Below are 25538 nucleotides of genomic sequence, written 5' to 3'. Positions count from 1 at the left end.
TTTTTTCCACGAGGGAGTACTACCCATGGCTTTTGAATTGCCCGCTCTGCCCTACGACTATGAGGCCTTGCAGCCTTACATGTCGAAAGAGACGCTGGAATATCATCACGACAAGCATCACAAGGCCTATGTCGACAATGGCAACAAGCTGGCTGCCGAGGCCGGAATGGGTGATCTGTCGGTCGAAGAGGTGGTCAAGCAGTCGTTCGGCAAGAATGCAGGTCTCTTCAACAATGCCGCGCAGCACTACAATCACATCCATTTCTGGAAGTGGATGAAGAAGGGCGGCGGCGGCAACAAGCTGCCGGGCGCGCTGCAGAAGGCCTTCGACAGCGATCTCGGCGGCTACGACAAGTTCAAGGCTGATTTTGTCGCCGCCGGCACGACGCAGTTCGGTTCGGGCTGGGCCTGGGTTTCGGTCAAGGACGGCAAGCTGGCGATCTCGAAGACCCCGAACGGCGAAAACCCGCTCGTTCATGGCGCCTCGCCGATCCTCGGTGTCGACGTCTGGGAACACTCCTATTACATCGACTACCGCAACGCCCGCCCGAAATATCTCGAGGCCTTCGTCGACAGCCTGATCAACTGGGATCATGTGCTGAAACTTTACGAAAAGGCGAAGTGATCGACAGTCAGAAAGGCCCCGGCAATCCCGGGGCCTTTCTTTTTCCGTATCGATATCAGTGGCTGCGAAGGCCCGGAAAAAACCATCCGAGGACAGGGAATATTCCGTCCGCCGCATCCGTTAACGTCGTGTCCCAAATACCTTCATCACGGAGCCAAATGAATGAGAAAGCTTGTCATCGCCATCTCAATGCTCGCCTTCGCCGGTTCGGCGGCCTTTGCCGATCCGATCATCGACCGGCAGGCTCTGATGAAGGAACGCGGAAAGATCGTCGGCGGCTTGGCGAAAGTTGCCAAGGGCGAGGACTCCTTTGATGCCGCTGCCGTGCTGACGCAGTTGCAGGCGCTGCAGGTGAATGCCGAGAAGTTCGACGTCGACGCTTTGTTCCCGAAAGGCAGCGATGCCGGCGACACCACGGCGGGGCCGAAAATCTGGGAAGACACGGCCGGCTTCAAGGCCGCCGAGGACAAGTATCTCGCCAACGTCAAGGCCGCGGTCGCGGCGGCTCCCGCCGATGTCGACGCGCTGAAAGCGCAAGTCGGCGCCATCGGTTCGGATTGCGGCGCCTGCCATCAGGGTTACAGGATCAAGAAGGGCTGATTGCCTGACATGGCATGGCTGAAGAAGCTGGTCGGCGCGGCCCTCATACTGGGCAGCGTCGGCGCGGCCGGTGGTTGGCTGCTGTCGGCACCGGTCAAGCTGGACGCGACGGCCCTGGCGCAACTCGGGCCGGGCGACGCGACCAAGGGCAAGCGCATTTTCTATGCCGGCGGTTGCACCTCCTGCCACGCGAAGCCCGGTTCGCAGGGCGATGCTCGGCTTCAACTGGTCGGTGGTCTTCAACTCAAGACGCCGTTCGGCACTTTTGTCCCGCCCAACATTTCGCAAGACCCCAAGGACGGCATCGGTGCATGGTCGGTCGAGGACCTTGCCAACGCCATGCTCAAGGGCGTTTCACCGTCCGGCGAGCATTTCTATCCGGCCTTTCCCTACGCGTCCTACGCCCGCATGAAGCCGTCGGACGTTGCCGATCTCTATGCCTTCCTGAAGACGCTGCCCGCCGTCGCCGGCAAGGCGCCGGGCAATTCGCTTGCGTTCCCGTTCAACGTCAGGCGTGGCATCGGCTTGTGGAAGCGCCTCTATCTCAGCGACCAGCCTGTTGTTGCCTTGGCCGATGGCGCGCCCGATCCGGTGGCGTCCGGCCGCTATCTGGTCGAGGGGCCGGGCCACTGCGGCGAATGCCACACGCCGCGTAACTTCGCAGGGGGGACGAAGAAAGGCGAATGGCTGGCGGGGGCCGTGGCGGCCGAGGGCTCGGGCATCGTGCCCAACATCACATCGGGCAAGGGCGGCCTCGCCAACTGGTCCGAAGCCGACATCGCCAACTACCTCGAAACCGGCTTCACGCCCAATTTCGATTCCGTTGGCGGCGCGATGGTCGACGTCCAGCGCAACATGGCCGAGCTGACAGCAGGGGACCGGGCTGCGATCGCCGCCTATCTCAAAGCTGTGCCGCCGCACCCGAACGGCTATCCCGCGCGCAAGCAGGCTGCGAATTGAGCGTTCAGGCTCAGACGATCTTTGCCAGTGCGTCGAACAGAGTGAGATTGAAATCCTTGGCGTCGTCGACGATGGCATCGGGTTGTGATGAAAACTTTGCGAGAACCATCTCTGCCCGCGGATCGACATAGAGCCACTGGCCATGAATGCCGAGTGCGAAGAAGGCGTTGCCTGTCTGGTACCATTTGTTGTGGTAACGGCCTTTCGGCAGCCAGCTCGCGGAAGTGCTTTCGGACCAGGCCTTGGAAGAGCCGCCGGTAGTGGTGTCGTTCACCCAGGCCTGCGAGACGATGCGGCGTCCATTGGCGACGCCGCCCTGCCGCATCATCTCGCCGATGCGCGCGAGATCGCGCGGCGTCATGTTGATGCCGCCGCCCGTGCGCGGCGTGCCGGCTCGATCGACCGTGACATAGGCATCCTGCCTGGCGCCGAGCGGCTGAAACAGGCGCTCCGAAGCAAGATCAGGAAAGCGCCGCCCGGAAGCGCCCTGGATGACGAGGCCCAGAACATCGGAGTTGGGGGAGGCGTAGTGATAGACGCCGCCGTGGTCCCCCGGCCTTTTTTCAGCCCGGCGATGAAGCCGACGACCGTCTCGGGCTCCTCACCGGGTTCGGAGGGGTCCAGCAGGCCGGCCCGGCGATAGCGCGCGTAGGGGCCGCGCGGATCGTGATAGATCTCCTCGAAATCCAGGCTCACCCGCATGTCGAGGACATCGCAGACCCGCGCATCGCCATCTATGTCACCGGCGCAGAATGGCGCCGGTGACATAGATGGCGACATGGCGATGCGCGCCAATCCCGGCGCGGGTCTCATGCGCTCTGTTCTGCGGCACAACGGCGAACCGGTCCTGCGACAGCCACGTCCCTTCGCGCTGGTCTTCGTGCTTGAGCTCGACCGTTCCATGGCTTGGTAGGATGAACATCAGGCAATCGTGCCAGTGCCACGGCATCGCGTAGGCGCCACTGCCGGCCAAAGCCGCGTGCTCCTCGTCGGCCGCGATCAGAAGATCGGCCTTTGCCGTGTCGCGCAGTTGCTCGAATGACCGCAGCATTTTTGGGCTCTAATTTATCAGGACCCAAACTAGCAGCCCAGACAGGGGCCGGGCAATCGAAGTCTCCGGCCCCGGCTTCTAGGGGCCATGCCCATTTTCAGACTAGAGGTGCCGATCGCCGAGGAAATCGAAGCCCGTCTCGAAGAAATGGTTGTAGTTGCAGGTCAGTTCCTCGCCGGGTGCGATGTCGCGCAAGGCATAGGTTTCCTCAGGTGACGAGACATCGCAATTCGGCTCGTCGTCGTGGTTCATGTAGCGGGCGTCGTCGGCTTCGAAGACGATATAGGCCGGATCGCGCCGGTCCGGGTAGGAATAGCGGTCGAGATAGTTCTTCACCGGCCCGCTCTCGCCCTCATAGGTCTCGACGTCGATGATCCGGTCGAAGCGGGGGTCGAGCTTCCAGATCAGCGTGCCCTTGGGGATGTGGTGCTTGGCGAAGACGCCGATGCCCTGGATCGGCGATTTGTCGAGATAGACGTCGACGAGCAGCATAATGGACCCTTGTGCGCGTGCGGGCTTCATCGCCCGGGAAAGTCGTGCAGGGGTAACGCGCGACCATCGCAATTGCGAGTGGAAATGAGCAATGCGGAATTCAAAAAGTCATGATCGCTGAACCCAAAAGTGAACGTGCTGTCCGGAGCCTCAGCGTTGCTGCAAGGCCAGGCGCACGCCCAAGGCACAGTAGATTCCGCCGACAACCTTGCCCTGCCATTTCAGCACGGTCGGATTTCGGCGCAGGAAAGAGCCCAGACGACCGGCGCTCACGGCAAAGACGATCGTGCTGAAAAGGCCGAGCACGACGAAGACAATTCCCAGCACGGCCAATTGAAGCATCACCGTTCCGCTTTCGGGCCGTACGAACTGAGGCAGGAATGCCAGGAAAAACAGTGCGGTCTTGGGGTTGAGCACTTCGGTCAGGACGGCCTGCCGAAACGCCTTGTCAGCCGAGATCGCGAGCGCGCCGGCAGCGGGATCGGCCGGCGTTTTCTCAATGATGGCGCGGATGCCGAGATAAACGAGGTAGGCCGCACCGATATATTTTACGATGCTGAACAGCGTCGCCGAGGTGGCGATGATCGCCGAGATGCCGAGCATCGCCATGACAGTGTGAAAAATGTCGCCGGCCGCGATCCCGGCGCCGGTCGCGATCCCGACCTTCGTTCCCGAACTCGTTGCCCGGGCGATCGTCAGCAGCGTGGCCGGACCCGGAATAAAGACAAAGCCGAGCACGACGGCGATGTAGGCGATCAATGCCGACAGATCGATCATCGGAGGGTCTCCTCGATAAGCTGCGCCTTGCCTGTAATCTTCAGCGCGAAGGAATATGTATAGGCGATCTCCTCCAGCCTTGAAAACCGGCCGGAGGCGCCGGCATGGCCGGAATCCATGTTGATCTTGAACAGCACCGGATTGTCGCCGATCTTGCGGTCGCGCAGCCGTGCGACCCATTTGGCCGGCTCCCAATAGGTGACGCGCGGGTCGGTTAGGCCGGCGAGCGCCAGGATCGGCGGATAGTCGAGGGCCGCGACATTGTCGTAAGGCGAGTAAGCGGCGATGGTGTGGTAGTCGTCGGCCGACGCGATCGGATTGCCCCATTCCGGCCATTCCGGCGGTGTCAGCGGCAAGGTCGCGTCGAGCATGGTGGTGAGCACGTCGACGAAGGGAACCTCGGCGACGATGCCGCCAAAGCAGTCCGGCGCCATATTGGCGATGGCGCCCATCAGCATGCCGCCGGCCGAGCCGCCTTGCGCGACCATGCGGTCATGCGCGCTATAGCGCTCGGCAACGAGGTGGCGCGCACAGGCGATGAAATCCGTAAACGTGTTCATCTTGTGCGCCCGCTTGCCGTCATCGTACCAGCCGTAGCCCTTGTCCTTGCCGCCGCGCACATGAGCGATGGCGTAGACGAAGCCGCGGTCGACCAGCGACAGGCAGTTAGTGTTGAAGGCCGCCGGCACGGTGATGCCGTACGAGCCGTAGCCGTAAAGCAGGCAAGGTGCTGATCCATCGAGCGGCGTGTCGCGATGGTGCAGAAGCGAGATCGGCACCAGCTCGCCGTCGGCGGCGGGCGCCATCAGCCGCCTGGTGACATAATGGTCCGCATCATGACCGGCCGGAACTTCCTGGGTCTTGAGCAGCACACGTTCGCGAGTGCGCATATTGTAGTCGAACACCTGCGCCGGCGTCGTCATCGACGAATAGGAAAAGCGCATGATCTCGGTGTCGTATTCATAGGAGCCCGACAGGCCGAGCGAGAAAGCCTCCTCATCGAGAGACAGAAGATGCTCTTCGCCACTGGTGCGGTCGCGCACGACAATGCGCGGCAGCCCCTCCTTGCGCTCAAGCCGGACCATATGGTCCTTGAAGCCGATCACCGACAGGATCAGCCGGCCCGGTTCATGCGGCACCAGCTCCTGCCAGTTGGCGCGGACCGGATCGCTTGCCGGCGCCGTCATGATCTTGAAGTCCTTGGCGCCGTCCGCATTGGTCAGGATGAAGAAGATGTCGCCGCCTTCCTCCAGCTCATATTGAAGGCCGGTCTCGCGCGCACAAACCAGCCTGGGTTCGGCAAACGGATCGCTGGCGCTCAGCAGCCGATATTCCGAGGTCTCGTGGTCGTTGATGCCGATCATGATCCATTGGTTGTCGCGGGTGCCGTCGACATTCATGAAGAAGCCGGGATCGGTTTCCTCATAGATCAGGCGGTCGGTTCCATGGTCTTGTCCAAGCGCGTGGAACAGCACTTTCGAGGGCCGGTGGTTGGGGTCGAGACGCGTGTAGAAGAATCCGTCATTGCCCGCGTCCCATACGCCCGAGCCGCCTGTCGCGGGAATCTGGTCCGCCAGGTCCTTGCCATCGGCAAGGTCGCGCACGCACAACGTGTAGAACTCGGACCCCTTGTCGTCGAAGGCCCACAACAGCCTGCGGTGATCAGCCGAATGGTCGACACCGCCGAGCCGGAAATACGCCTTGCCTTCCGCCTCGAGGTCGCCGTCGAGCAGGATCTGCTCGGTTCCGCCGTCGCGCGGCATGCGGAAATAGCGCGGCTGCTCGCCGCCGAGCTTGAAAGAAGATCCATAGGCATAGAGCCCGTCCTTCATCGGAACGGAAGAATCGTCTTCCTTGATGCGGCCCTTCATCTCCTTGAAAAGCTGCTTCCGCAGGTCTGAAGTGTCGGCCATCAGCTTCGACTGGTAGGCATTCTCGGCTTCGAGTTCGGCGCGGATGCCCGCATCGAGCAGGGACGGGTCCCGAAACATCTCCTGCCAGTTGTCGGCCCGCAGCCAGGCATATTCATCGGTTCGCGTGATGCCGTGATGCGTGTCGAAAACCGGCCGCTTCTGCGGTGTCGGCGGGCTGACGATCGGAAATCCGGAAGTATTGGTCATTGCGTCTCGCTTGGGAATATCTTGAATGATGAGTGAACACGCCGATCAGGGTGGGTTCAAGGGCCGTAACCTAGAGGTGGTGTCGGCTCCATGAGGTGGGTCGGGAGGAAGATGATGACCATTCGATCTCGGATCGCTGCGACTTCCGCCGTCGCTTCGCTGACTCTGGTCTTTGCCGGCCAGTCTCATGCGACCGTATTCGCGGCTTGGCAAGTGGCCAATGTGCCGTTCGGCGACACGCTCAACGTGCGCAAGTATCCGTCCGGCACCTCCCAGAAGCAGGCCGCATACCCGAACGGCACCGTCCTGCAGATGACCGGGCGATGCACCGGCGGCGTAAACCTGCTCGACATCGCCAATCAGCCGGCATGGAAGCAACACCAGACGGTTCGCTATCACTGGTGTGAGGTCTGGCACGACCCGGCCAAAAACGGCGCTTTCGTCACCGGCTGGGCCTATGGGAAGTACATCACCCCGTATTGATTGACGGTCGTCGATTGATTGTGATGCGGCCGGTGGGACAGGTCGCCTCGTTGTCTGCGAAAAGATGAGCGGCAACCTATGGTTTTGTGCACAGTTGTGAACAACCAAGATTGACGGCGCCCTGACAAAGCAAACCAGAGCATTGAGAATTGCTTTGTGAGTTATCGCGAATGTAACGATCAGCTGACCTAACGTCAGGCAGTGCCGGTTTGGCGAACGAAATATCGAAAAATTACATGATGCACGAAAGATTGAAGCTGACTGGCGAATAGTTGATCAGCTTTCCTAAATATAATGCAAAGGGCGAATTGACTTACTTGCTCCATGGTCGCATTGATGTGCCCACGACACGAATCGTAGAAACACTACCTGCTCAAAATTCGTGCGATGCCCTGCCTGTAAAAAAGGGCGCATATCGACGTAACTCTTGTTGGGGCCTGAAGACCATGGATATTGTCGAAACACCTTCCAGAAACAACGATGCGCTGATCGAGCTGACCGCCGATGTGGTGGCCGCCTATGTCAGCAACAACCCCGTGCCGGTCGGCGAATTGCCGAACCTCATATCCGATGTCCATGCCGCTCTCGGGCGTGTGGGCGGAACCGCCGAACAGCCCCCCGCCGACAAGCAGAAGCCGGCTGTCAACCCGAAGCGCTCGGTTCATGACGACTACATTGTCTGCCTTGAAGACGGCAAGAAGTTCAAGTCGCTCAAGCGTCACCTGATGACCCACTATGATCTGACGCCGGAGCAGTATCGCGAAAAGTGGAATCTCGACCCGAGCTATCCGATGGTTGCTCCGAACTATGCGGCAGCCCGCTCTCAGCTCGCCAAGAAGATGGGCCTTGGCCGCAAGCGCAAGGCGCGGTAGTCGCTGTTCCCTCAGGTCGACCCGACATCGACGGCGCCTTCGGGCGCCGTTTGATTTTGGGGAACAGGCTGGCCGGAGGGCGTCAGGCGGTCTGCTTGAGTGCCATCTCGGCATCGCGCTTGATGCGCTTGACCATCGAGCGAAGGCCATTGGCGCGCTGCGGCGACAGGTGCTCGTCCAGGCCGAGTGCCTTCAGCGTGGCTTCCGCATCGGTTTTCTGGATTTCGCTGGCGGTCCGTCCGGAAAACAGCGCCAGCATGACCGCGACCAGACCGCGCACGATATGGGCGTCCGAATCCCCCGTGAAAGTGATGACCGGATCGCTGCCCGGTCCCTGTTCGGTGGTCAGCCAGACCTGGCTGACGCAACCCGGGACCTTGTTGGCGGCATTGCGCTCTTCATCGGGAAAGGGAGGCAGCGCCTCGCCGAGCTCGATGACGTAACGATAGCGGTCCTCCCATTCGTCAAGGAAGGAGAAGTCGTCGCGGATCGTCTGGATCGTGGTCGTCATGACCCGGATATAGTCACGCGGCGGCCCCGCGTCACGGAAAAAACAAGGACACCGCGGGCGTCGAGAGGGCAGACGGCCCGCGGTGCGCCGTCGAGACGGCTTAATTCTTGACCGGCAGGTTGACGGTCTCGGGCAGGACGATCTCTTCCGCCACGCTGCCCGTCATTGTCGAGGTATCGGGGCCGGTGGACTTGTCGTCCAGCATGGCGGCCGCGATCTTGGCGGTTTCCTTGGCACGCGCGGTGATGGTGTGCATCGCCGACTTGCCCGTCTCACAGACGTCGGGCTTGCGCTCGCAGATGCCGGCAATGTCGCCCACCGCGTCGCGTGCCGCGAACAGGGCCTGGATCGGCCCGACGCTTTCCTGCCCCGGCTCGTCGGAACCGACACCCAGCGGCAGCGCCAGCAGCACCAGTGAAAACCAGAAAGCCATTCTTATCAGGAAGAACATGCCTGCCTCTTGTCGTGACCGGATCATGCATCATATGGCATGACCTCTTTTATGGGCAGGATGTTGGCACACAGGCACAAAGGACGGCTTGCGCGCACAGCGACAATTTTCCTCAAATTTTAGGCAAATTCGAAACGAAGCGTTTTGCCATGGATTTGTTTCATATCGGGACGATTTTCGTTATCTCTTGATAACCGTTTATCCTGCTGTTTCCATTGAATTTTTCTGGAATTCAGTCGGTTCTCACCTCGTCCATGATCCGGCGACGGCAGGCGTTCGCAGATAACCCTCCATTTACTATGGCGGCATTTGCCCGGGTTTTCGACCGTTGCGATCCCGATATTTGCCACGGGCCGGGCTTTGGTCGGCCCTGCCTTATCCATTCCTTAAACGCTGGATGAGAGTTTCGGAGCCAATCAAAACAATCTGCAAAAGCAGAGCTGTTCACGACGAGTGCGAGTGCGTTGAGTTGATGCCGATCAAGGCCAGATACGCTGAATTGCCTGGCGCGATTGCCGCCGGTTGCGAACGTATGGTCCATCCCTCCATTCTCGGGCAGAGCGGCCGCGAGCGCCAACGCCGTTTCATCGGTGTCATGCTGGCAGCGCCATTCTTCGCCGCGGGTGCCGCGGTCACGCTGGTCACATCAGGCATGGGCGCCGCTGTGACCATGGCCGCTATCTTCGCCGCCTTCGGTCTGTGCTGGTTCGTCGCCTTGCTGGTGGCGGCTACCGGCAAGATGCCCGTGGCGGCACCGGTTGCCCTGGCGATGGCGGCCGTTGCGCTTGGCGGTCTGATCGCCGCCGCCGGCGGGTTGAGTTCTCCCGTCGCCGTGCTTGCCGTGGCGCTGCCCTTCGAAGCCTGGTGGATCGGCGCTTCGCGGCGTGCGGTCCTGTGGGGAGCGGTCTCGGCCATTGCCGCCATCGCCCTTCAGCCTCTGGCTGCGGCCTTCTTGCCCTTCGCGGGCGCGCAGATCGCTGCCTGGCATTGGCTGGTGCCGCTGGCCTGGGCGCTGACGCTGATCCCGCGCCTGTCGGCGTTTCGCGATAGCGCCGGTGCGGCCGATACGCTCGATACCGGCGACCGGCTGGAAGACATCATCGACGCGGTGATCCTGCGCGTCGCCCGCCATGGCGAGGTGCTCGATGCGTCCGCCAAGGCACGCACGCTTTTGAAATTGCCGCCGGAACTGCTTTCCGGAACCGGCTTGTTCGACCGTGTCCACCTGTCGGACCGTGTCTCCTATCTCAGCGCCCTGGCGGATATGCGCGATGGTGCTGCCTCGCGCCGCCTCGAATTGCGCGTCAGGCTGCCCCAGAACGGCAACGGCCAGAATGATACGCGCCAAAGTGACAGTCGCTTGATGGCCGACAATTACCGGCCATTCCTGCTCGAACTGCTGCGTGGCGAGGAGCAGAGCGACGTCTTCACGCTGGTGCTGCGCGAGAATGACGAGACTGCCCGCCTGCGTGAGGAACTGGCGCAGGCCAATGAGACGGCGGCAGCCGCGGAAGTGGCCAAGGGCCGGTTCCTGGCGGTGGTCAGCCATGAACTGCGCACGCCGCTGAACGCCATCATCGGCTTCTCGGACATGCTGCTGCATGAGATGTTCGGCGCCTTCAAGGATCCGCGCCAGAAGGAATATGTCACCCTGGTGCGGGATTCGGGCCAGCATCTTCTGGCTGTCGTGACGTCCATACTCGACGTGTCGAGGATCGAATCGGGCGCCTACACGGCGGACCCGGAGCCGTTCCGGTTCATGGAAGCCGTCGAGATGTGCCAGTCGATGATGCGGCTGCAGGCGCAGGCCAAGAACATCGATTTGCAGACGCAGATCGCTCCCGACGCCGGCGACATAAATGCCGATCGCCGCGCCGTGCAGCAGATGCTGATCAATCTCGTCTCGAATGCGATCAAGTTCACGCCCGACGGCGGCGATGTCGTCGTTGGCGCCAAGCGGATCGGTTCGCGCCTGCATTTCTGGGTCAGGGACACCGGCATCGGCATTGCCGAGGAGGATTTCGCCAATCTCGGCAAGCCCTTCACGCAGATCCAGAACGACTATACGCGCCGTTTCGAGGGGACCGGCCTTGGCCTGTCGCTGGTGAAGGGGCTGGTGGCGCTGCACGAAGGCACCATGTCGATCGAAAGCATGCCGGGCGAGGGCACCACGGTGACCATCAGCCTGCCGGTCAACGGGCCGAAGGGGCGTCCGGCGAACGAGGCAGGGGTGCTGACGATGCCGGTGACGAGGGCGAAAGGGGACAGAAATGGCTCGCTCCGCAAAACAGCCTAAGGCGGTCAAACGCCGCAGCAACGCCTTCCAGGACGGCGCCATGGCCGTCGGCGGGATGATTTCGCGCAATCCGGTCCTGGTCGGCGGGTCGACGGCATTCCTGGTGACGCTGTTCTATGTCTCGGCGAATGCGCTGTGGTATCAGCCTTTCCCGCATGCCGGGGCGTTCTTCGCCACCCGCAATTTCCAGGGTTTTCCGCACACTGCCTCCGACGAGCCGGAGACGACGATCAACATCGTGCGGCCCAATGCGGCCCCCGCACCGATGAAGGGTGATCCGGTGGTCGAGCAGGTGCAAGGCATATTGAAGGACCTCGACTTCTATTCCGGCACGGTCGACGGCATTTCCGGCCCCAACACGCGCAAGGCCATACAGGCCTACCAGCAGAAGGTCGGCCTCAACGCTTCCGGCGAGATCGATGCCCTGTTGCTCGATCAGCTTGGTGCAACGCCGAAGACTGCCTCCGTGCCCAAACCGCAGCCGCGCCCGGATACGCAGGCCGCCGTTCCGGTGTCCCTCCAGACAAATTCTGGTCAGACAAATTCTGGGCAAACGAATTCCGGGCAGACGGATGCCGCCCCGACCCAGGGACCCGACCCCCGCATCGTCAAGATCCAGGCCGGGCTCAAGGCGTTCGGCAATGACGACATGCAGTTGGATGGTGTCGTCGGCGCGCGCACCAAGGCGGCGATCAAGGAATTCCAGTCGCTGTTCGGCCTGCCGCAGACCGGCGAGCCCGACGAGATCGTCTACGTCAAGATGCGCGAGATCGGCCTGACCAATTGAGGTCCGGCCAACGAGGCCGAAACGACGGCTCGCCGAGCGGCGGAATTATCGGCAAGCAATTCCAGGAAAAGTTTGAACGGTTTTCCCGGGAAAAGCGCGTGGCGCTTTCCCTAGGGAATTGCGTCAAATCAAAGAGTTAGAGCAGATGGCCGTTTCCTTGAAACGGCCATCTGCTTTAGATAGCCCGCATGCTTTCGGAGCTTTCTTATGCGCGTCACATCGGATCTGTGGGTTTCTGCCTTGGTGCGCCGCGTTTTCGGCGCTGGCGGATTTGCCGCCGTGGTCAACCGTGGCGCGACCGAGGCCGGTGCTGTTTTCGTGCTGGCGCGGGGCAGGCTGGGTGACGTCGCCCTCTACGGGCCGGCGCCGCAGACAAGCTACGATTCGGCCAAGCCCGACGACCGTTTCTTCAGCCTTCTCGCCGCCGAAGACGATCCGGCCGTGCTCGATGCCCGTCTCGAGAGGGAAAAGAAGTTCGATCCCGACATCTGGGTGGTGGAGATCGAGGCCGGCACCGTTCCCGTCGAGGAGCTTATTTCCGTGAAGACGCCTTGAGGGCGGGGGCTGAGGCTTCGTCGCAGTCCGATGCCTTGCGGCTGTCGCTGTTTGCGGGCGACGCATCGCGAACCATCCTGGAGAGGGCCTCGGCTTTCCATCCCCGCACCCTGTCCAGAGCCACGTCGCGATGCAGCAGGCGGTAGCGGTCGAGATAGGTGCGGATGGCCTGCGGATGCGGGAACAGGCTGGGGTAGATGGCGACGGTGATCAGGAAGGCCCTGTCCTCGCTGAAGTCGAGCGAGCGTAGCGCCGCGAGCAGTGAGGCATAGTTCTGGCTGGCAGTCAGCGAGCGCGCGGTCGAGAAATCAATGTCGAGCGCATCCGCAAGCGCGGTCTGGAAGAAGGCGGCGTTTCCCGTCAGCGCCGTCTCGCGCAGTTTGACATAGGTATCCGAGCCGGGGAACGCATCGACCTTCGCTGCCGACGCTTCGTCGCCGGTACGCATCATCGAGCGCAGCCTGCGCCGGGCATTCTCGGCGGCAATGCCGGGAGACTGTTGGCTTGAAGCACTGTCCTCGGCAGCTTCCGCATTCACTGCTGCGACGGTTGGCGCCATGGGGGCTTGCACGTCCGGTTCCCGCACCCGCACCAGTGTCGGCCGTTCGAGCGCCCTGATCAGGTCGGCAATGGTCGGGTTCAGGTCCTTGCGGCGCGCTATGGCGCGCGCATGCGGCAGCCCGTGCCGGCCGATCAGCGCGATGAGGTCGATATCGCTGACGGCGCGCGAACGGATCAGCAGCGGCGCGGCAATGTCGACCGGTTCCTCGCAGAGGCGCCGCACGAGTGCCGCGGGGGCATATTCGCATTCGGAAAGGGCGGCAGCGACGTAGCGTCGCGATTCGACGGACACATCGTCGAACAGCGGCAGCGTCAGGTCTTCGAGCTGGCCGATCTCGCGGCGTGACGGGCGGGTCAGCGAGCAGAATGCCGACACCGCGGCGCGGAACAGCCTTTCCGCCTTGCCCGATTCCGTCCGTATCGCGATTTGCCTGAAGTCCGAAGATGACACGAAGGATACCCGATACTCGATACACAGCCTTGACCACGCTCAACCGGGACTGTGTCGGTTGAGCGATTGCCCTGGTCAGAACCTGCTGACCTCAAGACAAAGATCAAGTTAGCGGTGATCCGTTAGCGCTCCGTTAACCCTCTGCCGGCCTTAATGATATTTGGAGGCGTTGCGTTGTGCTCCGGGGAAGCCGAGAGGAATGCGCGAATCATGGGCATGGTACTGTCTTTCGTGCCGCGTGCGGCACCGACCAATCGAGCCAAGCAAACCACCGAAATACCGGCGGCGGTGATCATCTTTCCAGGCATCCGCTATGAGCGGTCCAGCACCGGGGAAGCTCGGCCTGCCGGGCCCGACAAGCCGGGATCGCCACGGACGCCGGTGCCGCACCACTGAAGCCTTGGTCCGTTCCGTCAGGCTACTAGATCTGGGCCTCTGGCTATTGGTCTAGAAATCCTGCAGCTCGCAGGAACTCTGGTCGAGAAAGCGTGACACGATCGGCTTCCAGCTGTCGTCCGGGACGAAGCTGCGGATGACGAAGATGCCCTCGTCGATCGGTGCTTCGACGAAGATCGCCCCCTGCAGATCCTCGGGCAAATCCTTGCGCACGTCGATCATCTGCGCCGGCGTCAGCACCACGGCATCGAGCTTGCCGCCGGTCGCCGTATGGTCGTTGAAGGAATAGATGTTGTGGCCGTTGCGGTCATAGACCGACACCGACCAGAAGGGGACGTTCCCCGGAGCTTTGATCCGGACCATGCCTTCCTCGAGGTCGAACCGGCAGGCCGTGGCGTAGAACAGCGGGTCGACCGATTTCACCACCGGCGCGCCGCCCGCCTCGGCATCGAGCCGGTTCATCCGGTAGAGATCGGAGGCCATGGACAATCGCGACCAGGCATCGCGTTCCGAAAATTCCGGTACCAGGAGCAGCACCACGATGTGGACAATGCCGGCGCCGACCAGGCCGAGCAGCACAGCGTGGAAAAGACGGCGCAGCGTGGCCAGGACATTACGCATCGCAGCCGGCCTTCACGATCCTGGGCAGCGAGACGTCCGACAGGCCGGTGCTGCTGGCGATCGGCGTGTCGTAGAAGGTCAGGACGAAATACATCCGTCCAGAACCGTCGGTCAGAAGCCAATTGCCGGGCATGGGGTGATGGCCGACCGAGATGGTCACCGAATTGTCGGCCTGGCGCAGCACCTGGTAGGATTGAAGCGCGGCAAGCCGCGGCTTGCCGGTCTCGACGACGCCGAGCGATTGATCGGCGGCGTAGAGCGTCCAGAATCGAGCGGTCGGGAATCCGCCCTCTATCCTGTAGCTGCATTCCCGCTTGAGCTGGTCGCCGGCAGCGTCATTTTCGGCGACGAAGGACAGGCCTTCGGCGCGGCCGAGTGCAAGCACGCCCTCGCGCGCCACGCGGGCCTTCGAGTAGGGGTCGGCTGCTGGTGTGCCAATGTCGGGGAAGGCCGTCCATTGGCCGATGCGGATGGCGCCGACGCCGTCCTGGATCTTCAGCGCATACCAGACGCTGGCGCCGCCGCCGCCAATGGCTATGGCAAGCGAAAGCAGCATCAGGAAGGCGTTCTTGAGCATGAAGGGCCGCGTGCGCGAAGGATTGCCGTTCGGGGATATCGCGGCGCGGGGCCCTGTGGCAAGCGGGCGTGATGGATTTGCCTGTTGGCTTGGTCCGCGCCGAGGCCGAAGTCACAGCGCCGAGAGCGTTTCGGGCGAGGCGGCGGCGTTGAGTTTGGGTGCGGATTGGAACAGCTGCGTCATGTCCCTCAGCGTCTGCGTGGTCCGGCCGGACAGCACCGCAGGGCGTTCGGCGGCCGCGTCGGCCGCGGCCTGTTCCTCGCTCTTCTTCTGCGCTTCCGCGGCCTTGGCCGCGATATCCTCGTCGACAAAAGGTTTGTCGATGCCGGGGATCGGCTTCAGGTCGATGTTCTGGTGCGCGTAGACCATCAGGCGTTGCCACACCATCGCCGGCAGCGAGCCGCCGGTCATGTTCTTGGTCGGGGTGAAATCATCATTGCCCAGCCACACGGCCGCCGTGTAGTTGCCGGTGAAGCCGACGAACCAGGCATCACGGTAGGATTGCGTCGTGCCGGTCTTGCCGGCGACGACGATGTTGGGAATTTGCGCGCGCCGCGCCGTGCCCATCACCGGCACGGCCGCCAGCATGGTGTTCATGGATTTCAGCGCCTGCTCGGACAGCACCCGGTGCGGCGGCGGCGCATCCTTGGTCCAGTCATAGACTACGTCGCCGGTGCGGGTGACGAGCTGGGTGATGCCGTGCCGGGAGCCGACGAAGCCGTTTTGGGCGAACACGCTGTAGCCCGTCGCCTGGTCCATCACGGTCATGCCCGAAGTGCCGAGCACCATCGTCTTGTGTGCCTCTAGCGGCGATTCCACGCCCATCGCCTCAGCCATCGCCTTGATCGGCGCGATGCCGAGATGGTCCTTGGCCAGCCGCACCGGGACGGTGTTGATCGACTTGGCCATCGCCATGATCAGCGTGATGTTGCCGGCTGATTCGCCGCTGTAATTGTGCGGTGACCAGTTGCCCCAGCTGATTGGCCCGCCGGAAATGATGGAGTTGGGCGTGAAGCCGTGTTCCATCGCCGTGGCGTAGACATAGGGTTTGAAGGACGAGCCGGTCTGGCGCAGCGCCTTGGTGGCGCGGTTGAACTGGCTGGCGCCGTAGTCGCGGCCGCCGACGATGGCGCGGACCGCGCCATTGGTCTCGATGACCACAACGGCACCTTCGGTGACGTTGTACTCCTTGCCGAACTGGCGCAGGTGGAACTCGACGGACTCTTCCGCCGCCTTCTGGATGTTGGCGTCGAAGGTGGTATGGGCAACCAGCGAATGCTGGCCGGGCTTGGCGATCTTCTTGACCTCGTCGAAGGCCCAGTCGAGGAAATAATCGGGGCTCTTCTGTTCGCCGCGGTCGACGACGTCGGCCGGATGCAGCCTTGCCTGCAGCACCTGGCCTTCGGTCATGAAGCCGGAATCGACCAGGTTCGACAGCACCACATTGGCGCGGGCGCGCGCTGCCGGCAGGTTGATGTGCGGGGCGTATTTGGTCGGTGCCTTGAACAGGCCGGCCAGCATCGCCGCTTCGGCCAGGTTCAAGTCCTTGACGCTCTTGCCGAAATAGAAGTCCGCCGCCGCCTCGATGCCAAAGGTGCCGCCGCCCATATAGGCGCGGTCGAGATAGAGTTGCAGGATTTCCTTTTTCGACAGATTGGCTTCGAGCCACAGCGACAGGAAGGCTTCCTTGATCTTGCGTTCGAAGGTGCGCTCATTGGTCAGGAACAGGTTCTTGGCCAGCTGCTGGGTGATGCTCGAGCCGCCCTGGACGACGGAATTCGCCCGCACATTCTCGAAGATCGCGCGTGACAGGCCGAGTACGTCGATGCCGTAGTGGTCGAAGAAGCGTCGGTCCTCGGTGGCCAGCACTGCCTTGATGACGTGATCGGGCATCTCGTCGACCGGCACGGAATCGCGCTGGATGATGCCGCGCTGGCCGATCTCGTTGCCATAGCGGTCGAGGAAGGTGACGGCGAAATCGCCTTGGGCGCGCCAGTCACCGGCCGTATCCTGGAACGCCGGAATGGCCAGCGCCAGCATCACCACGATGCCGCCGGCGCCGAGCGTGAAACCTTCGCTCAAAATCTCGATGATGCCACGCCGCCAGCCCTTGAGACGGAAGCGCCGCGAGAAGATCGTCGCCGCTTCCCAGAACTGCCGCGCCTTGAACCCGATCTCATAGAGCGAGGAATCGATCCAGGCGTCCAGCGCCAGAAGGCGCGACGCGATCGGACCTCTTCTCTTGCGCGGTTCAGGGCTGACCATTCAAAAACCCGGCTCGGCTGTGGCGTGACCTGAAAACCGCAAGCCGGCAATTTCAGGGCGGCGCCCTGTCGTGACTATTCATCCATTTTATGGGTGCCCACAAGGGCTGCGAGGACACAGCTGCAAGGTTTGTCGACGAGGGGCAGGGGCAACCATGATCGGCGACGGTCGCCACCTCGAAACCGCGTTTGGTCGGCTGACTGTGATCAGCCTGTCAGAGACGGGTGCTATGAATGGTCATCGCGGCGAGGCGGCCATGATGGCCGTCCGCAGCAGAACGCGTGCGCCGATCACTGCGTCGTCAGGTTCCACATACTCCGCCTCGTTGTGGCTAAGCCCGTCACGGCATGGCACGAAGATCATTGCGGCAGGCGCGACACGGGCGAGAAACAGCGCATCATGGAAAGCGCCCGATATCATCTGCTTGTGCGGAAGTCCCAGGGAATTGACGGCCTCCTCGACGAGGTTGACCATATCGGGCGAGAAGGCCGCCCCGGGCATGTCGAACGATCGTTTGATCATTGCCGTGCAATGCTGGGCCTCTGCTTCCGCCGCGCAGACCTGGCGGACCTCGGTCTCTATGACATCGAGCTGCTCTGCCAGCGGATGCCTGATATCGACGGTGAAGGCCACCGATTGCGGTATGGCGTTGATCGATCCCGGCCTGGCGGCGATCCGGCCCACCGTCAGCCGCGCGCTGCTGTCGAGCGGCATGATTGTCGTCTGCAGCCTGTGGATCGCGGCAATCGCTGCGACCATCGGATCCCTGCGGTAGGCAAGGTCTGTCGTGCCCGCATGACCGGCCGTGCCCTGGGTCGTGACTTCCAGCCAGCGCGTACCCTGGACGGCGGTCACGACACCGATCGGCAACTGCTCCTTTTCCAGCGATGGCCCCTGTTCGATGTGGAGCTCGATATAGCCTGATATCGGTATGCCGGTTGGACGGAGGGCAGCCTCCGGCAAGGCGGTGATCGTCGCGTCCAGCTCAGCCGCGAGGAGCGCACCGTCGGCGCCGACAACGGATTTCCACGTAGCGGCATCCGCGCCTGTGAAAGCCATGGAGCCCATGACGCCCGGCGCGAAGCGGCTGCCTTCTTCATTGGCCCAGGCGACGACCTCGACCGGCATTCGGGTTTCAGCCTGTGCGTCCTCCAGCGCTTCGAGCACCTCGAAGGCGCAAAGCGTGCCGAGCGCACCGTCGAAGCGGCCGCCTGTCGGCTGGCTGTCGAGATGGCTGCCGATCAGGAGCGGTGGCAGCGTGGCATCCGTACCCTCGCGGCGAATGAAGAGGTTCGCGATACCGTCCTGAAAGACCGTGAAGCCACGCTCCAGCGCCAGCTCAGCCAGGAGGCGCCGGGCCCTGCGATCCTCGACGCTGAACGCCTGCCGGTTGACACCGCCGGCTGGTGTCGCCCCGATCCCAGCGAAAGCATCAAGCCGCCCGAGCAGTCTGGCGCCGTCGATCCGAGGCGTCAAACTCATCGCTTGAGGCCGCTGATGAAGGCCTTCACCCGCAGCGGATCGACTTGATTCCACCAGACGCCATCATGTTTCAGCGAGCTGGCCACGATGACGCCGTCGACAATGTCGAGAATGTCGTTGGCATTTTCGGGCGTCACGCCGCTGCCGACAAGCGTCGGCAACCCGGCGGCCTGCTTGATCATCCTGATATAGCCGAGGTCGGCGGCGTGGCCGGTGCGCTGACCGGTGGCGATCACCGCATCGGCATCGAAGAACACCAGGTCCTTGACCTGTTCCTCGACCGGCCGGTCGCCGACGATCGCATGGGCGCCATGCTTGACATGGGCATCGGCGAAGATGCGGATGCCGTTGGCGCGAAGCCTGGCACGGAAGCGCATGGCGCGCGCCGCCTCGCCTTCGATAAAGCCCTCATTGGCGACATAGGCGTTCGCCCACTGATTGACGCGCACGAAGGAGGCACCCGAGGCGCTGGCGATCGACAGCGCGGGGATGGAGGCATTGGCGAGCACATTGATGCCGATCGGCCGGCCGAGTTCCCTGCGGATGCGGTCGGAGACGACGGACATGTAAGCGGAGGTCTCTGGGCCGATATCGTCCGGCTTGGCGAAGGGCACGTCGCCATGGTTTTCGACGATCACGCCGTCGCAACCGCCATCGAGATAGGCTTTGGCATCGTCGAGGCCGCGCTGGTAGATGGTCTCGACCGCCTCGCCATCGTAGCGCGGCGCGCCCGGCAAGGGCGCCAGATGAACGACGCCGATGACCACTTTCTTTCGGCCGAAGATCGACTGCAGCGCGTCGACGCCCTGCTTGGAGCCGATGGCGTTGGGGGATTTTGTCATGCGGTTTCCGCTTCCGTCGTTTCCATGAGTATCTTCATCTCCTGCCTGTCGGGGCAGGAGCCGAGCGTGCCGGGGCGACCGACCGAAATGGCCGCGGCTCGTACCGCGATCCGCGCGGCCGCGGCGAGGCTGATGCCAGCCGCAAGGCAGCCTGCGAGGCAGCCGCAAAAGACATCGCCCGCGCCGCTGGTGTCCACCACGTCCACTTTGGGCGCCGCGAACCGGTCGATCCGTCCTTCGCGGTCGGCAACCAGGCAGCCGGCCGCACCAAGCGTCACGATCGCGCTGTCGGCGCCTTGACGGATCAATTCGCGGGCCGCCGCGGCTGCATCGCCGGTTCCGGTCAGTTGCTCTGCTTCGCCTGCGTTGACGACAGCGAGGCGCACGGCGTCCATACACGGTGTCGAACCCACCGCAAGCGGACTTGGATTGAGGATCGTCATGGCGCCCGCGCTGCGCGCCGCTTGCAGGCAGGCTGTCGTTACATCGGGAGGAAGATTGCCTTGCATCACCGCAATGTCGCCGCGTTCGATCGACGTCGCGAAACCGCCGTCGGCCAGCGGATCGAAGGCGGCGGCGCAGCTGGCGCCGGTGACGATGAGGTTTTCGCCCCGCACATCGACGATGATCGTCGACCGGTCGCTGGGTAGTGCCAGCATCGTCAGATGGCTGGCGTCGAGGTCGCGGCTCAACTGTTCCCGTATCCAAAGGCCGGCGGCGTCGTCGCCGATCGCCGCGTGGAAGCGGACATCGGCTCCGGTGCGGGCGGCGGCCACCGCCTGGTTCGCCCCTTTGCCGCCAAGTCCGTCAATATGACTGGACGCGTTCAACGTCTCGCCCGGCCGCGGAAAGCGGCCCAGCTGAAACGTCGTATCGACGCAGACATTGCCGACGACATGGACGCGCATGGCTAATCCCTGGCTGTCGCCCAGCCCAGCATCTGTTCGAAGAGTGTCTTGTAGCCATTCCAGGCGATGAAGCCCGGCGGCAGCCAGTGTGGCCCGACATCCGATGTCCAGGCGACGGTGCGGCCCTTGCCATATTTGCCGGTCACCAGCAGGGGCATGGAACGGTAGTCGGAAGACACGGTGGCGAGGACTTCGGCGCCCTCCTTGACCGTGACCTCGTTGAAGCCGAGCAGGATCGGCCAATCCTTGCCCAGGCCCTTCAAGATTGGATGGCTCTGAGGGCCGACAACGACCGGCGCATAGCCCTCGGGCACCTCGACGCGATCGTCCACCGGCAGGCAGGTCACCGGCAGAACGTCCTCGACCGGCGTCTTGTGGTAGCGTGCGCCGCCGTTGATGCCCTGGAAGCTGTAGTAGCCGCCGAACATCAGGAGGCCGCCGCCATTGCCGACATAGTCGCGCAGCAGCCGCAGCCGGTTCGGCGTCGGCTTGGAGTGGACCCAGGTGTCGGGGTGAAGCAACAGCGTATTGGCGCCAAGGTCGGAAAGCACCACGGCGTCATAGGCCGAAAGCGTCTCCATGGTCTGGGGAAAATTCCGCTGCGCTTCGTGCGCGGGCATGAAGGTGACGTCGAACGGACCATCCTTCAGCGCCGCCAGCAGTTCATCGGCGCCGGTGTGATAGGTCACGGTCGGAAACTGGTCGAAGCCCTTGATGTGGGTCGCGGTCGAGACCCAGGACTCGCCGGCGAGAAGAACTTTCTTCCTGGACATGTAAACTCCCTGTTTTTTGCTGTGGCCGGCGGTTCAGAGGCTCGCGGCGAACACGGTCTTTGGGTTGTCGACGAGCATGCGGTCGATTGCCGATTGCTCGACACCATGGCGTTTCAGCCTTGGCACGAAATGTTTGAGGATGAAGCCGTAGCCGAAGCCGCCGAAGCGCGTCAGCATGATCTTCAGGAAGACGTCCTGCGACAGCAGGATCCTGTCGACCAGCCCCATGTCGATCAACGAACGGATCGCCTGCGCGTTCTGCTCGTCGGAAGGCGATTGCGCATCCTGGTCGGCATAATAGAAATCCATGCCGATCATGTCGTATTCCAGGAAGGCGCCACGCGCAGCGAGGCTTCTCTGGTAGGCAAGATCATTATGGCTCGGATTCATATGGCAGAGGACAGTGTGTCTGAGATCTGCGCCTTCCGCCTCGACCACGTCTAGCACGTCATGCGCCAGCCGTTCCCAGCCGGGCAGATGGATGGTCAGCGGGACGCCGGTGATCCTGGCCGCGCGCGCTGAAGCCCGCAGCGACTTGCGTTCCTCTTCGGTGAAATCCTTGCTGACGCCGACCTCGCCGATGATGCCGGCCATGATCTCGGGCTGCGTCGGGCCGCCGCCGACATCGTTGACGAGAAATTCTGTGACGGCGTCGACGTCCATCGCCTTCAGCCAGTCGGGATGGGTGTGCTGCAGATAGAAGCCCGTGCCCATGACGATGCGCAATCCGGAGGCGCGGGCAATACGCGCCAGCTTCACCGGATCGCGGCCGATGCCGATATTGGTCGCGTCGACAACCGTATGGCCGCCAAGCGCCCGGTACCTGGCGAGCTCGGAAAGCGCCAGGTCGCTGTTGTCGAGCGAGACATTGTCGCGATTCATGTAGGGGTTCATCCGCAATTCGCCGATGATCTCCATGCTGACCGGCTGCTCGGCGATCTTCCGGTCGTCGGGATGGCAGGGGCATTTCCAGGATGTCGAACCATCGAGCAGGATATGTTCGTGCATCAGCGTCACGCCCATGTCGGCGATCGCGGCCGGGCCGGCAACGGTCATCACGGTGCCGGAGCGAACACCGATCGGCACCCTTTGCCTTGGCGTGTTGTCGAACAAATGATCCATGTCAGCGGCTCCGCGTCGCGCCCTTGAACAGGCGGAAATTCAGCCAGATGGCAACGAGGATGATTGTGCCGGTGACGATCGGCGTCAGGAAGGGCGACATGTGCGCCAGGATCAGGCCGTTGCCGATGACAGCGACGGTCAATGCGCCGAGCACGGTGCCGATGATCGTACCGCGCCCGCCGAACAGGCTGGTGCCGCCAAGCACCACGGCGGCGATGACATCGAGCTCGAAGCCCTGGCCGGAATTGGACGAGCCGGAGCCCAGCCGCGCGGCCAGAATGACGCCGGCCGACGCTGCCGCCATGCCCGACAGGACATAGACGAAGAGCGTCATGAAGCGCGTATCGACACCGGCGCGGCGCACAGCCTCGGCGTTGGCCCCGATGCCGGTCACATAGCGGCCGAACGGCGTCTGGTTGAAGGCGAGATAGGCGATGGCCAGGACGACAAGGGCGAGCAATGCGGGTACCGGCACACCGAGGAACCAGGCCCTGCCGATGTTGACGAAGAAGCTCGTCGGCTCGACCGGGATCGAATAGCCGCCGGTGATCAGCAGCGCCACGCCACGGATGACCGAGAGCCCGGCAAGGGTGACGATGAAGGCCGGGATGCGCTCATAGGCGATGAAGAAACCCTGCAAGGCGCCGATCGCCCCGCCAAGCGCCAGCATGCCGACAACGACCAGCGGCCATGGCAGGCCGGCCTGCAGCGCAACGGCCGAAAGTGTCGCCGTCAGCGCCAGCACGGACCCAACCGAAAGATCGATGCCTCCGGTGGTGATGACGAAGGTCATCGCCGCCGCCACTATCAGCAGCGGCGCCGATTGGCGCACGATGTTGAGCAGATTGGGTGTCGTCAGGAAGGAACCGGTGACCAGCGAGAAGACCACGCAGACGACGATGAAGAACAGCGCGATGGAGACAACACTGCCATTGGCTAGCGCCACATCCTTCCAGGTGCTGTTGTGGGCACGTTTGGGCGGCGAGGCGCCGACACCGGCGGAGGTGACGTTCATGGCTGTACCCCCTCGTCGCGGCTGGCGCGCGCCGAACGCGCGGTGAATTTGCGGCCGACGATCAGGTTGACGACCTCCTCGATGCTGGTGTCGCCGATCCTGCGTTCGGCGACGTTTCGGCCCTCATACATGACCTGGATGCGGTCGCAGACCAGGAACAGGTCTTGCAGCCGGTGCGTGATGAGAATGACGCTGACGCCGCGGGCGCTGACGGCGCGGATGAGGTCCAGCACCGCCTCGACTTCCGCCACCGCAAGGGCGGCTGTCGGTTCGTCCATGATCAGCACCGATGGATCGAAGGAGGCGGCGCGGCCGATAGCGATCGACTGGCGCTGGCCGCCGGACAGGTTCTCGACCTTGAGCCTGGTGTCGGCGATGACGATGCCGAGCCGGTCGAGCATCTCGCGCGTCTGGTCATGCATGCGTCTGTTGTCGAGAAAGGGGAGGCCGAGTACGTGGCGGCGAGGCTCGCGGCCAAGGAAGAGATTGCCGGCCACATCCACCGTGTCGCAGAGCGAAAGGTCTTGGTAGACCATCTCCACCCGTGCGGCGCGGGCATCGGCCGGCGAGGAAAAGGACACGGCCTTGCCATCGATCTCGATCGTGCCGGAATCCGGAATGACCGCTCCGGACAGAACCTTGCTCAAGGTGGATTTGCCGGCGCCATTGTCGCCGACCAGGCCAAGCACCTCGCCAGGTTTCAGGTTCAGCGAAACATCATCCAGCGTCTGGATAGGCCCGTATCGTTTGGAAATACCGGTCATCCTGACGCGGTAGGTCTCGCCATCGCTCATCATGGTTCCAGTTCTCAATGCGGCATGTTCAATCGGTCGCCGGGCTGCGCAACGACCACAAAGTCAATGCGCGGCCCGGCGGTCTAGGGAGGATCTTACTTGAACATGTCCTTGAACTGGCCGACATTTTCCTTGGTCACGATGGTGATCGGAACATTGATGATCGGATCGATCTTCTCGCCCTTCTTGAGCTTGCCGAAGGCTTCGATGGCAGCCTTGCCTTCACCGGCCGGATCCTGCTGGACGACGGCGATTACCCAGCCCTCTTCGAGGCCTTGCACCGCGGACTTGGTGAGATCCCAGCCGAACACCTTGACGTCGCCGGTACGGCCCTGGCTGGTGACGGCCGAAACGGCGCCGAGCAGGGCCGGCTCGCCGGTCGCATAAAGCGTCGTCATGTCGGCATTGGCCGTCATCAGGTTTTCGGAGGCCGACAGCGCCACGTCCTGCACGTTCTGGCCATCGACCGTGTCGAGGAAGGTCACCTTCTGGCCGCTCTCGGTGACAGCCTTCTTGAAGCCGTCCAGGCGCTGGTTCTGGATGAACGAATTAAGCGCGCCGACAACGCCGATCTTGGCGGTTCCGTTCAGCTTGGTCTTGACGTAGTCGGCGTAGAACTTGCCGATATCCTCGCCGGCCTTGGTGTTGTCGACGCCGACGAAGGCGACATTGTCGCCATTCGGAATCTGCGCGTCGATGGCAATCACCGGAATACCGGCGGCCTTGGCCGCGGTGATCGCGGGCTTCACGCCGTTGACATCAATGGCGACGAGAATGATGCCGTCGACTTTCTGGGTGATGTAGTTCTCGATCGCGTCGTTTTGCGCGCTCGGCACATTGTTGGCGTTGAAGATGACGAGGTCGACGCCGGCGGCCTTTGCCGCGGCCTTGGCACCGTCATTGATCTGGTTGAAGAACAGGGCCTGCTGGTTGATGGTAACCAGCGCATAGGTTTCGGCCATGGCCGAGGCGGAGCCAAGCGCGAGGGTCATGGCGATGGCTGCGGCGCAGCCTGAAAGGATCTTGATAAGACGCATTCCGGTTCCCCTTGGTTTTGCGGAAAAGGCCCTTGATCGGGCTCATCTGGCGCTGAGCGCAGACGCATAATTCAAGATACTTGATTTCTTGTCAAGTGACTTGAATTAGCGTCG

Annotated in this window: 28 protein-coding genes; 9 read left to right on the top strand and 19 right to left on the bottom strand. The window is 62.7% G+C overall.

Features of this window, described 5'->3' with window-relative positions:
* The first annotated feature begins 25 nt into the window (after positions 1-25).
* The 3 genes from JG747_RS26500 to JG747_RS26490 all read left to right on the top strand — a co-directional run bounded on the left by JG747_RS26500 (position 26) and on the right by JG747_RS26490 (position 2185).
* Complete coding sequence (locus JG747_RS26500) at positions 26-625, top strand: superoxide dismutase (protein ID WP_202360360.1); 600 nt, start codon at positions 26-28, stop codon at positions 623-625.
* Between the two features lie 162 nt (positions 626-787).
* Positions 788-1225: a c-type cytochrome gene (locus tag JG747_RS26495; RefSeq protein WP_038645548.1), complete on the top strand. Its 438-nt coding sequence runs from the start codon at positions 788-790 to the stop codon at positions 1223-1225.
* Positions 1226-1234: 9 nt separating this feature from the next.
* Positions 1235-2185: a cytochrome c gene (locus tag JG747_RS26490; RefSeq protein WP_038645550.1), complete on the top strand. Its 951-nt coding sequence runs from the start codon at positions 1235-1237 to the stop codon at positions 2183-2185.
* A gap of 10 nt (positions 2186-2195) precedes the next feature.
* Here the strand turns inward: JG747_RS26490 and JG747_RS26485 are convergent, their stop codons facing one another.
* The 5 genes from JG747_RS26485 to JG747_RS26465 all read right to left on the bottom strand — a co-directional run bounded on the left by JG747_RS26485 (position 2196) and on the right by JG747_RS26465 (position 6625).
* The gene (locus tag JG747_RS26485; RefSeq protein ID WP_244748445.1) at positions 2196-2690 is read right to left on the bottom strand and encodes a serine hydrolase domain-containing protein; all 495 of its coding nucleotides are present in this window, start codon (positions 2688-2690) and stop codon (positions 2196-2198) included.
* Positions 2691-2924: 234 nt separating this feature from the next.
* The gene (locus JG747_RS26480; protein WP_019857110.1) at positions 2925-3236 is read right to left on the bottom strand and encodes a hypothetical protein; all 312 of its coding nucleotides are present in this window, start codon (positions 3234-3236) and stop codon (positions 2925-2927) included.
* Between the two features lie 102 nt (positions 3237-3338).
* Complete coding sequence (locus JG747_RS26475; protein WP_027046644.1) at positions 3339-3728, bottom strand: SET domain-containing protein; 390 nt, start codon at positions 3726-3728, stop codon at positions 3339-3341.
* A gap of 150 nt (positions 3729-3878) precedes the next feature.
* Positions 3879-4505 carry a LysE family translocator gene (locus tag JG747_RS26470; RefSeq protein ID WP_202360359.1) on the bottom strand — a complete coding sequence of 209 codons (627 nt, stop codon included), beginning with the start codon at positions 4503-4505 and terminating at the stop codon, positions 3879-3881.
* Positions 4502-6625, bottom strand: a complete 2124-nt coding sequence (locus tag JG747_RS26465; protein ID WP_202360358.1) for a S9 family peptidase — start codon at positions 6623-6625, stop codon at positions 4502-4504. Before JG747_RS26465 ends, JG747_RS26470 begins: the two co-directional genes overlap by 4 nt.
* Before the next feature lie 114 nt (positions 6626-6739).
* On the opposite strand from JG747_RS26465, the gene JG747_RS26460 reads away from it, so the two are divergent.
* Complete coding sequence (locus JG747_RS26460; protein WP_202362357.1) at positions 6740-7108, top strand: SH3 domain-containing protein; 369 nt, start codon at positions 6740-6742, stop codon at positions 7106-7108.
* 446 nt (positions 7109-7554) lie between these two features.
* The gene (locus JG747_RS26455; protein WP_019857114.1) at positions 7555-7980 is read left to right on the top strand and encodes a MucR family transcriptional regulator; all 426 of its coding nucleotides are present in this window, start codon (positions 7555-7557) and stop codon (positions 7978-7980) included.
* An 82-nt stretch (positions 7981-8062) separates the two neighbouring features.
* Here the strand turns inward: JG747_RS26455 and JG747_RS26450 are convergent, their stop codons facing one another.
* The gene (locus JG747_RS26450; RefSeq protein ID WP_038645561.1) at positions 8063-8491 is read right to left on the bottom strand and encodes a SufE family protein; all 429 of its coding nucleotides are present in this window, start codon (positions 8489-8491) and stop codon (positions 8063-8065) included.
* 100 nt (positions 8492-8591) lie between these two features.
* Positions 8592-8942: a DUF5330 domain-containing protein gene (locus JG747_RS26445; protein WP_019857116.1), complete on the bottom strand. Its 351-nt coding sequence runs from the start codon at positions 8940-8942 to the stop codon at positions 8592-8594.
* A gap of 532 nt (positions 8943-9474) precedes the next feature.
* On the opposite strand from JG747_RS26445, the gene JG747_RS26440 reads away from it, so the two are divergent.
* From JG747_RS26440 to JG747_RS26430, 3 genes are all read left to right on the top strand, one after another.
* Positions 9475-11238, top strand: a complete 1764-nt coding sequence (locus JG747_RS26440; protein ID WP_038652361.1) for a sensor histidine kinase — start codon at positions 9475-9477, stop codon at positions 11236-11238.
* Positions 11213-12025: a peptidoglycan-binding domain-containing protein gene (locus tag JG747_RS26435; RefSeq protein ID WP_064982929.1), complete on the top strand. Its 813-nt coding sequence runs from the start codon at positions 11213-11215 to the stop codon at positions 12023-12025. Before JG747_RS26440 ends, JG747_RS26435 begins: the two co-directional genes overlap by 26 nt.
* Positions 12026-12232: 207 nt before the next feature.
* Positions 12233-12580 (top strand): DUF1491 family protein, encoded by a 348-nt coding sequence (locus tag JG747_RS26430; RefSeq protein ID WP_019857119.1) that lies wholly within the window; start codon positions 12233-12235, stop codon positions 12578-12580.
* Here JG747_RS26430 and JG747_RS26425 read toward each other — a convergent pair.
* Entirely contained in the window at positions 12558-13592 is a 1035-nt protein-coding gene (locus JG747_RS26425; protein WP_202360357.1) for a hypothetical protein, read from the bottom strand. The two genes, JG747_RS26430 and JG747_RS26425, sit on opposite strands and share 23 nt — an antisense overlap.
* Before the next feature lie 210 nt (positions 13593-13802).
* Here JG747_RS26425 and JG747_RS26420 point away from each other — a divergent pair, with 210 nt between their 5' ends.
* Positions 13803-13988, top strand: coding sequence for a hypothetical protein (locus JG747_RS26420; RefSeq protein WP_056563609.1), 186 nt, complete (start codon positions 13803-13805; stop codon positions 13986-13988).
* Between the two features lie 51 nt (positions 13989-14039).
* On the opposite strand, the gene JG747_RS26415 is transcribed toward JG747_RS26420, so the two are convergent.
* The 11 genes from JG747_RS26415 to JG747_RS26365 form a co-directional block, all read right to left on the bottom strand.
* A complete protein-coding gene (locus tag JG747_RS26415) occupies positions 14040-14609 on the bottom strand; it encodes a DUF1254 domain-containing protein (protein ID WP_038645568.1) in 570 nt (189 codons plus the stop codon).
* Positions 14602-15186, bottom strand: a complete 585-nt coding sequence (locus JG747_RS26410) for a DUF1214 domain-containing protein (RefSeq protein ID WP_019857122.1) — start codon at positions 15184-15186, stop codon at positions 14602-14604. The genes JG747_RS26415 and JG747_RS26410 overlap by 8 nt, the downstream gene beginning before the upstream one ends.
* 111 nt (positions 15187-15297) lie before the next feature.
* Positions 15298-17451 (bottom strand): transglycosylase domain-containing protein, encoded by a 2154-nt coding sequence (locus JG747_RS26405; RefSeq protein WP_019857123.1) that lies wholly within the window; start codon positions 17449-17451, stop codon positions 15298-15300.
* A gap of 237 nt (positions 17452-17688) precedes the next feature.
* The gene (locus JG747_RS26400; RefSeq protein ID WP_202360355.1) at positions 17689-18933 is read right to left on the bottom strand and encodes a Zn-dependent hydrolase; all 1245 of its coding nucleotides are present in this window, start codon (positions 18931-18933) and stop codon (positions 17689-17691) included.
* Entirely contained in the window at positions 18930-19775 is an 846-nt protein-coding gene (locus JG747_RS26395; RefSeq protein ID WP_202360354.1) for a BtpA/SgcQ family protein, read from the bottom strand. The genes JG747_RS26400 and JG747_RS26395 overlap by 4 nt, the downstream gene beginning before the upstream one ends.
* Complete coding sequence (locus tag JG747_RS26390) at positions 19772-20683, bottom strand: ribokinase (RefSeq protein WP_202360353.1); 912 nt, start codon at positions 20681-20683, stop codon at positions 19772-19774. The genes JG747_RS26395 and JG747_RS26390 overlap by 4 nt, the downstream gene beginning before the upstream one ends.
* A gap of 2 nt (positions 20684-20685) precedes the next feature.
* On the bottom strand, positions 20686-21456 hold the full coding sequence (locus JG747_RS26385) for a glutamine amidotransferase (protein ID WP_038645574.1): 771 nt from the start codon (positions 21454-21456) through the stop codon (positions 20686-20688).
* A gap of 33 nt (positions 21457-21489) precedes the next feature.
* Positions 21490-22578, bottom strand: coding sequence for a phosphotriesterase family protein (locus tag JG747_RS26380; RefSeq protein WP_019857129.1), 1089 nt, complete (start codon positions 22576-22578; stop codon positions 21490-21492).
* A gap of 1 nt (position 22579) precedes the next feature.
* Positions 22580-23593: an ABC transporter permease gene (locus JG747_RS26375; RefSeq protein WP_019857130.1), complete on the bottom strand. Its 1014-nt coding sequence runs from the start codon at positions 23591-23593 to the stop codon at positions 22580-22582.
* The gene (locus JG747_RS26370) at positions 23590-24390 is read right to left on the bottom strand and encodes an ATP-binding cassette domain-containing protein (RefSeq protein WP_019857131.1); all 801 of its coding nucleotides are present in this window, start codon (positions 24388-24390) and stop codon (positions 23590-23592) included. The genes JG747_RS26375 and JG747_RS26370 overlap by 4 nt, the downstream gene beginning before the upstream one ends.
* A 92-nt stretch (positions 24391-24482) precedes the next feature.
* Positions 24483-25424, bottom strand: a complete 942-nt coding sequence (locus JG747_RS26365; protein ID WP_019857132.1) for an ABC transporter substrate-binding protein — start codon at positions 25422-25424, stop codon at positions 24483-24485.
* Between the last annotated feature and the right edge of the window lie 114 nt (positions 25425-25538).

The sequence above is a fragment of the Mesorhizobium sp. 131-3-5 genome, from assembly GCF_016756575.1.
GTDB classification, from domain to species: domain Bacteria; phylum Pseudomonadota; class Alphaproteobacteria; order Rhizobiales; family Rhizobiaceae; genus Mesorhizobium; species Mesorhizobium jarvisii.
The sequence above is the reverse complement of the archived record's forward strand: the minus strand, read 5'-3'. Positions and strand labels throughout refer to the sequence as shown.

Excerpts from the sequence above, each read along its gene's own strand:
- JG747_RS26500 (WP_202360360.1), top strand. The coding sequence starts at position 26 with ATGGCTTTTGAATTGCCCGCTCTGCCCTACGACTATGAGGCCTTGCAG.
- JG747_RS26495 (WP_038645548.1), top strand. The coding sequence starts at position 788 with ATGAGAAAGCTTGTCATCGCCATCTCAATGCTCGCCTTCGCCGGTTCG.
- JG747_RS26490 (WP_038645550.1), top strand. The coding sequence starts at position 1,235 with ATGGCATGGCTGAAGAAGCTGGTCGGCGCGGCCCTCATACTGGGCAGC.
- JG747_RS26480 (WP_019857110.1), bottom strand. The coding sequence starts at position 3,236 with ATGCTGCGGTCATTCGAGCAACTGCGCGACACGGCAAAGGCCGATCTT.
- JG747_RS26475 (WP_027046644.1), bottom strand. The coding sequence starts at position 3,728 with ATGCTGCTCGTCGACGTCTATCTCGACAAATCGCCGATCCAGGGCATC.
- JG747_RS26470 (WP_202360359.1), bottom strand. The coding sequence starts at position 4,505 with ATGATCGATCTGTCGGCATTGATCGCCTACATCGCCGTCGTGCTCGGC.
- JG747_RS26465 (WP_202360358.1), bottom strand. The coding sequence starts at position 6,625 with ATGACCAATACTTCCGGATTTCCGATCGTCAGCCCGCCGACACCGCAG.
- JG747_RS26460 (WP_202362357.1), top strand. The coding sequence starts at position 6,740 with ATGACCATTCGATCTCGGATCGCTGCGACTTCCGCCGTCGCTTCGCTG.
- JG747_RS26455 (WP_019857114.1), top strand. The coding sequence starts at position 7,555 with ATGGATATTGTCGAAACACCTTCCAGAAACAACGATGCGCTGATCGAG.
- JG747_RS26450 (WP_038645561.1), bottom strand. The coding sequence starts at position 8,491 with ATGACGACCACGATCCAGACGATCCGCGACGACTTCTCCTTCCTTGAC.
- JG747_RS26445 (WP_019857116.1), bottom strand. The coding sequence starts at position 8,942 with ATGTTCTTCCTGATAAGAATGGCTTTCTGGTTTTCACTGGTGCTGCTG.
- JG747_RS26440 (WP_038652361.1), top strand. The coding sequence starts at position 9,475 with ATGGTCCATCCCTCCATTCTCGGGCAGAGCGGCCGCGAGCGCCAACGC.
- JG747_RS26435 (WP_064982929.1), top strand. The coding sequence starts at position 11,213 with ATGGCTCGCTCCGCAAAACAGCCTAAGGCGGTCAAACGCCGCAGCAAC.
- JG747_RS26430 (WP_019857119.1), top strand. The coding sequence starts at position 12,233 with ATGCGCGTCACATCGGATCTGTGGGTTTCTGCCTTGGTGCGCCGCGTT.
- JG747_RS26420 (WP_056563609.1), top strand. The coding sequence starts at position 13,803 with ATGGGCATGGTACTGTCTTTCGTGCCGCGTGCGGCACCGACCAATCGA.
- JG747_RS26415 (WP_038645568.1), bottom strand. The coding sequence starts at position 14,609 with ATGCGTAATGTCCTGGCCACGCTGCGCCGTCTTTTCCACGCTGTGCTG.
- JG747_RS26410 (WP_019857122.1), bottom strand. The coding sequence starts at position 15,186 with ATGCTCAAGAACGCCTTCCTGATGCTGCTTTCGCTTGCCATAGCCATT.
- JG747_RS26405 (WP_019857123.1), bottom strand. The coding sequence starts at position 17,451 with ATGGTCAGCCCTGAACCGCGCAAGAGAAGAGGTCCGATCGCGTCGCGC.
- JG747_RS26400 (WP_202360355.1), bottom strand. The coding sequence starts at position 18,933 with ATGAGTTTGACGCCTCGGATCGACGGCGCCAGACTGCTCGGGCGGCTT.
- JG747_RS26395 (WP_202360354.1), bottom strand. The coding sequence starts at position 19,775 with ATGACAAAATCCCCCAACGCCATCGGCTCCAAGCAGGGCGTCGACGCG.
- JG747_RS26390 (WP_202360353.1), bottom strand. The coding sequence starts at position 20,683 with ATGCGCGTCCATGTCGTCGGCAATGTCTGCGTCGATACGACGTTTCAG.
- JG747_RS26385 (WP_038645574.1), bottom strand. The coding sequence starts at position 21,456 with ATGTCCAGGAAGAAAGTTCTTCTCGCCGGCGAGTCCTGGGTCTCGACC.
- JG747_RS26380 (WP_019857129.1), bottom strand. The coding sequence starts at position 22,578 with ATGGATCATTTGTTCGACAACACGCCAAGGCAAAGGGTGCCGATCGGT.
- JG747_RS26375 (WP_019857130.1), bottom strand. The coding sequence starts at position 23,593 with ATGAACGTCACCTCCGCCGGTGTCGGCGCCTCGCCGCCCAAACGTGCC.
- JG747_RS26370 (WP_019857131.1), bottom strand. The coding sequence starts at position 24,390 with ATGATGAGCGATGGCGAGACCTACCGCGTCAGGATGACCGGTATTTCC.
- JG747_RS26365 (WP_019857132.1), bottom strand. The coding sequence starts at position 25,424 with ATGCGTCTTATCAAGATCCTTTCAGGCTGCGCCGCAGCCATCGCCATG.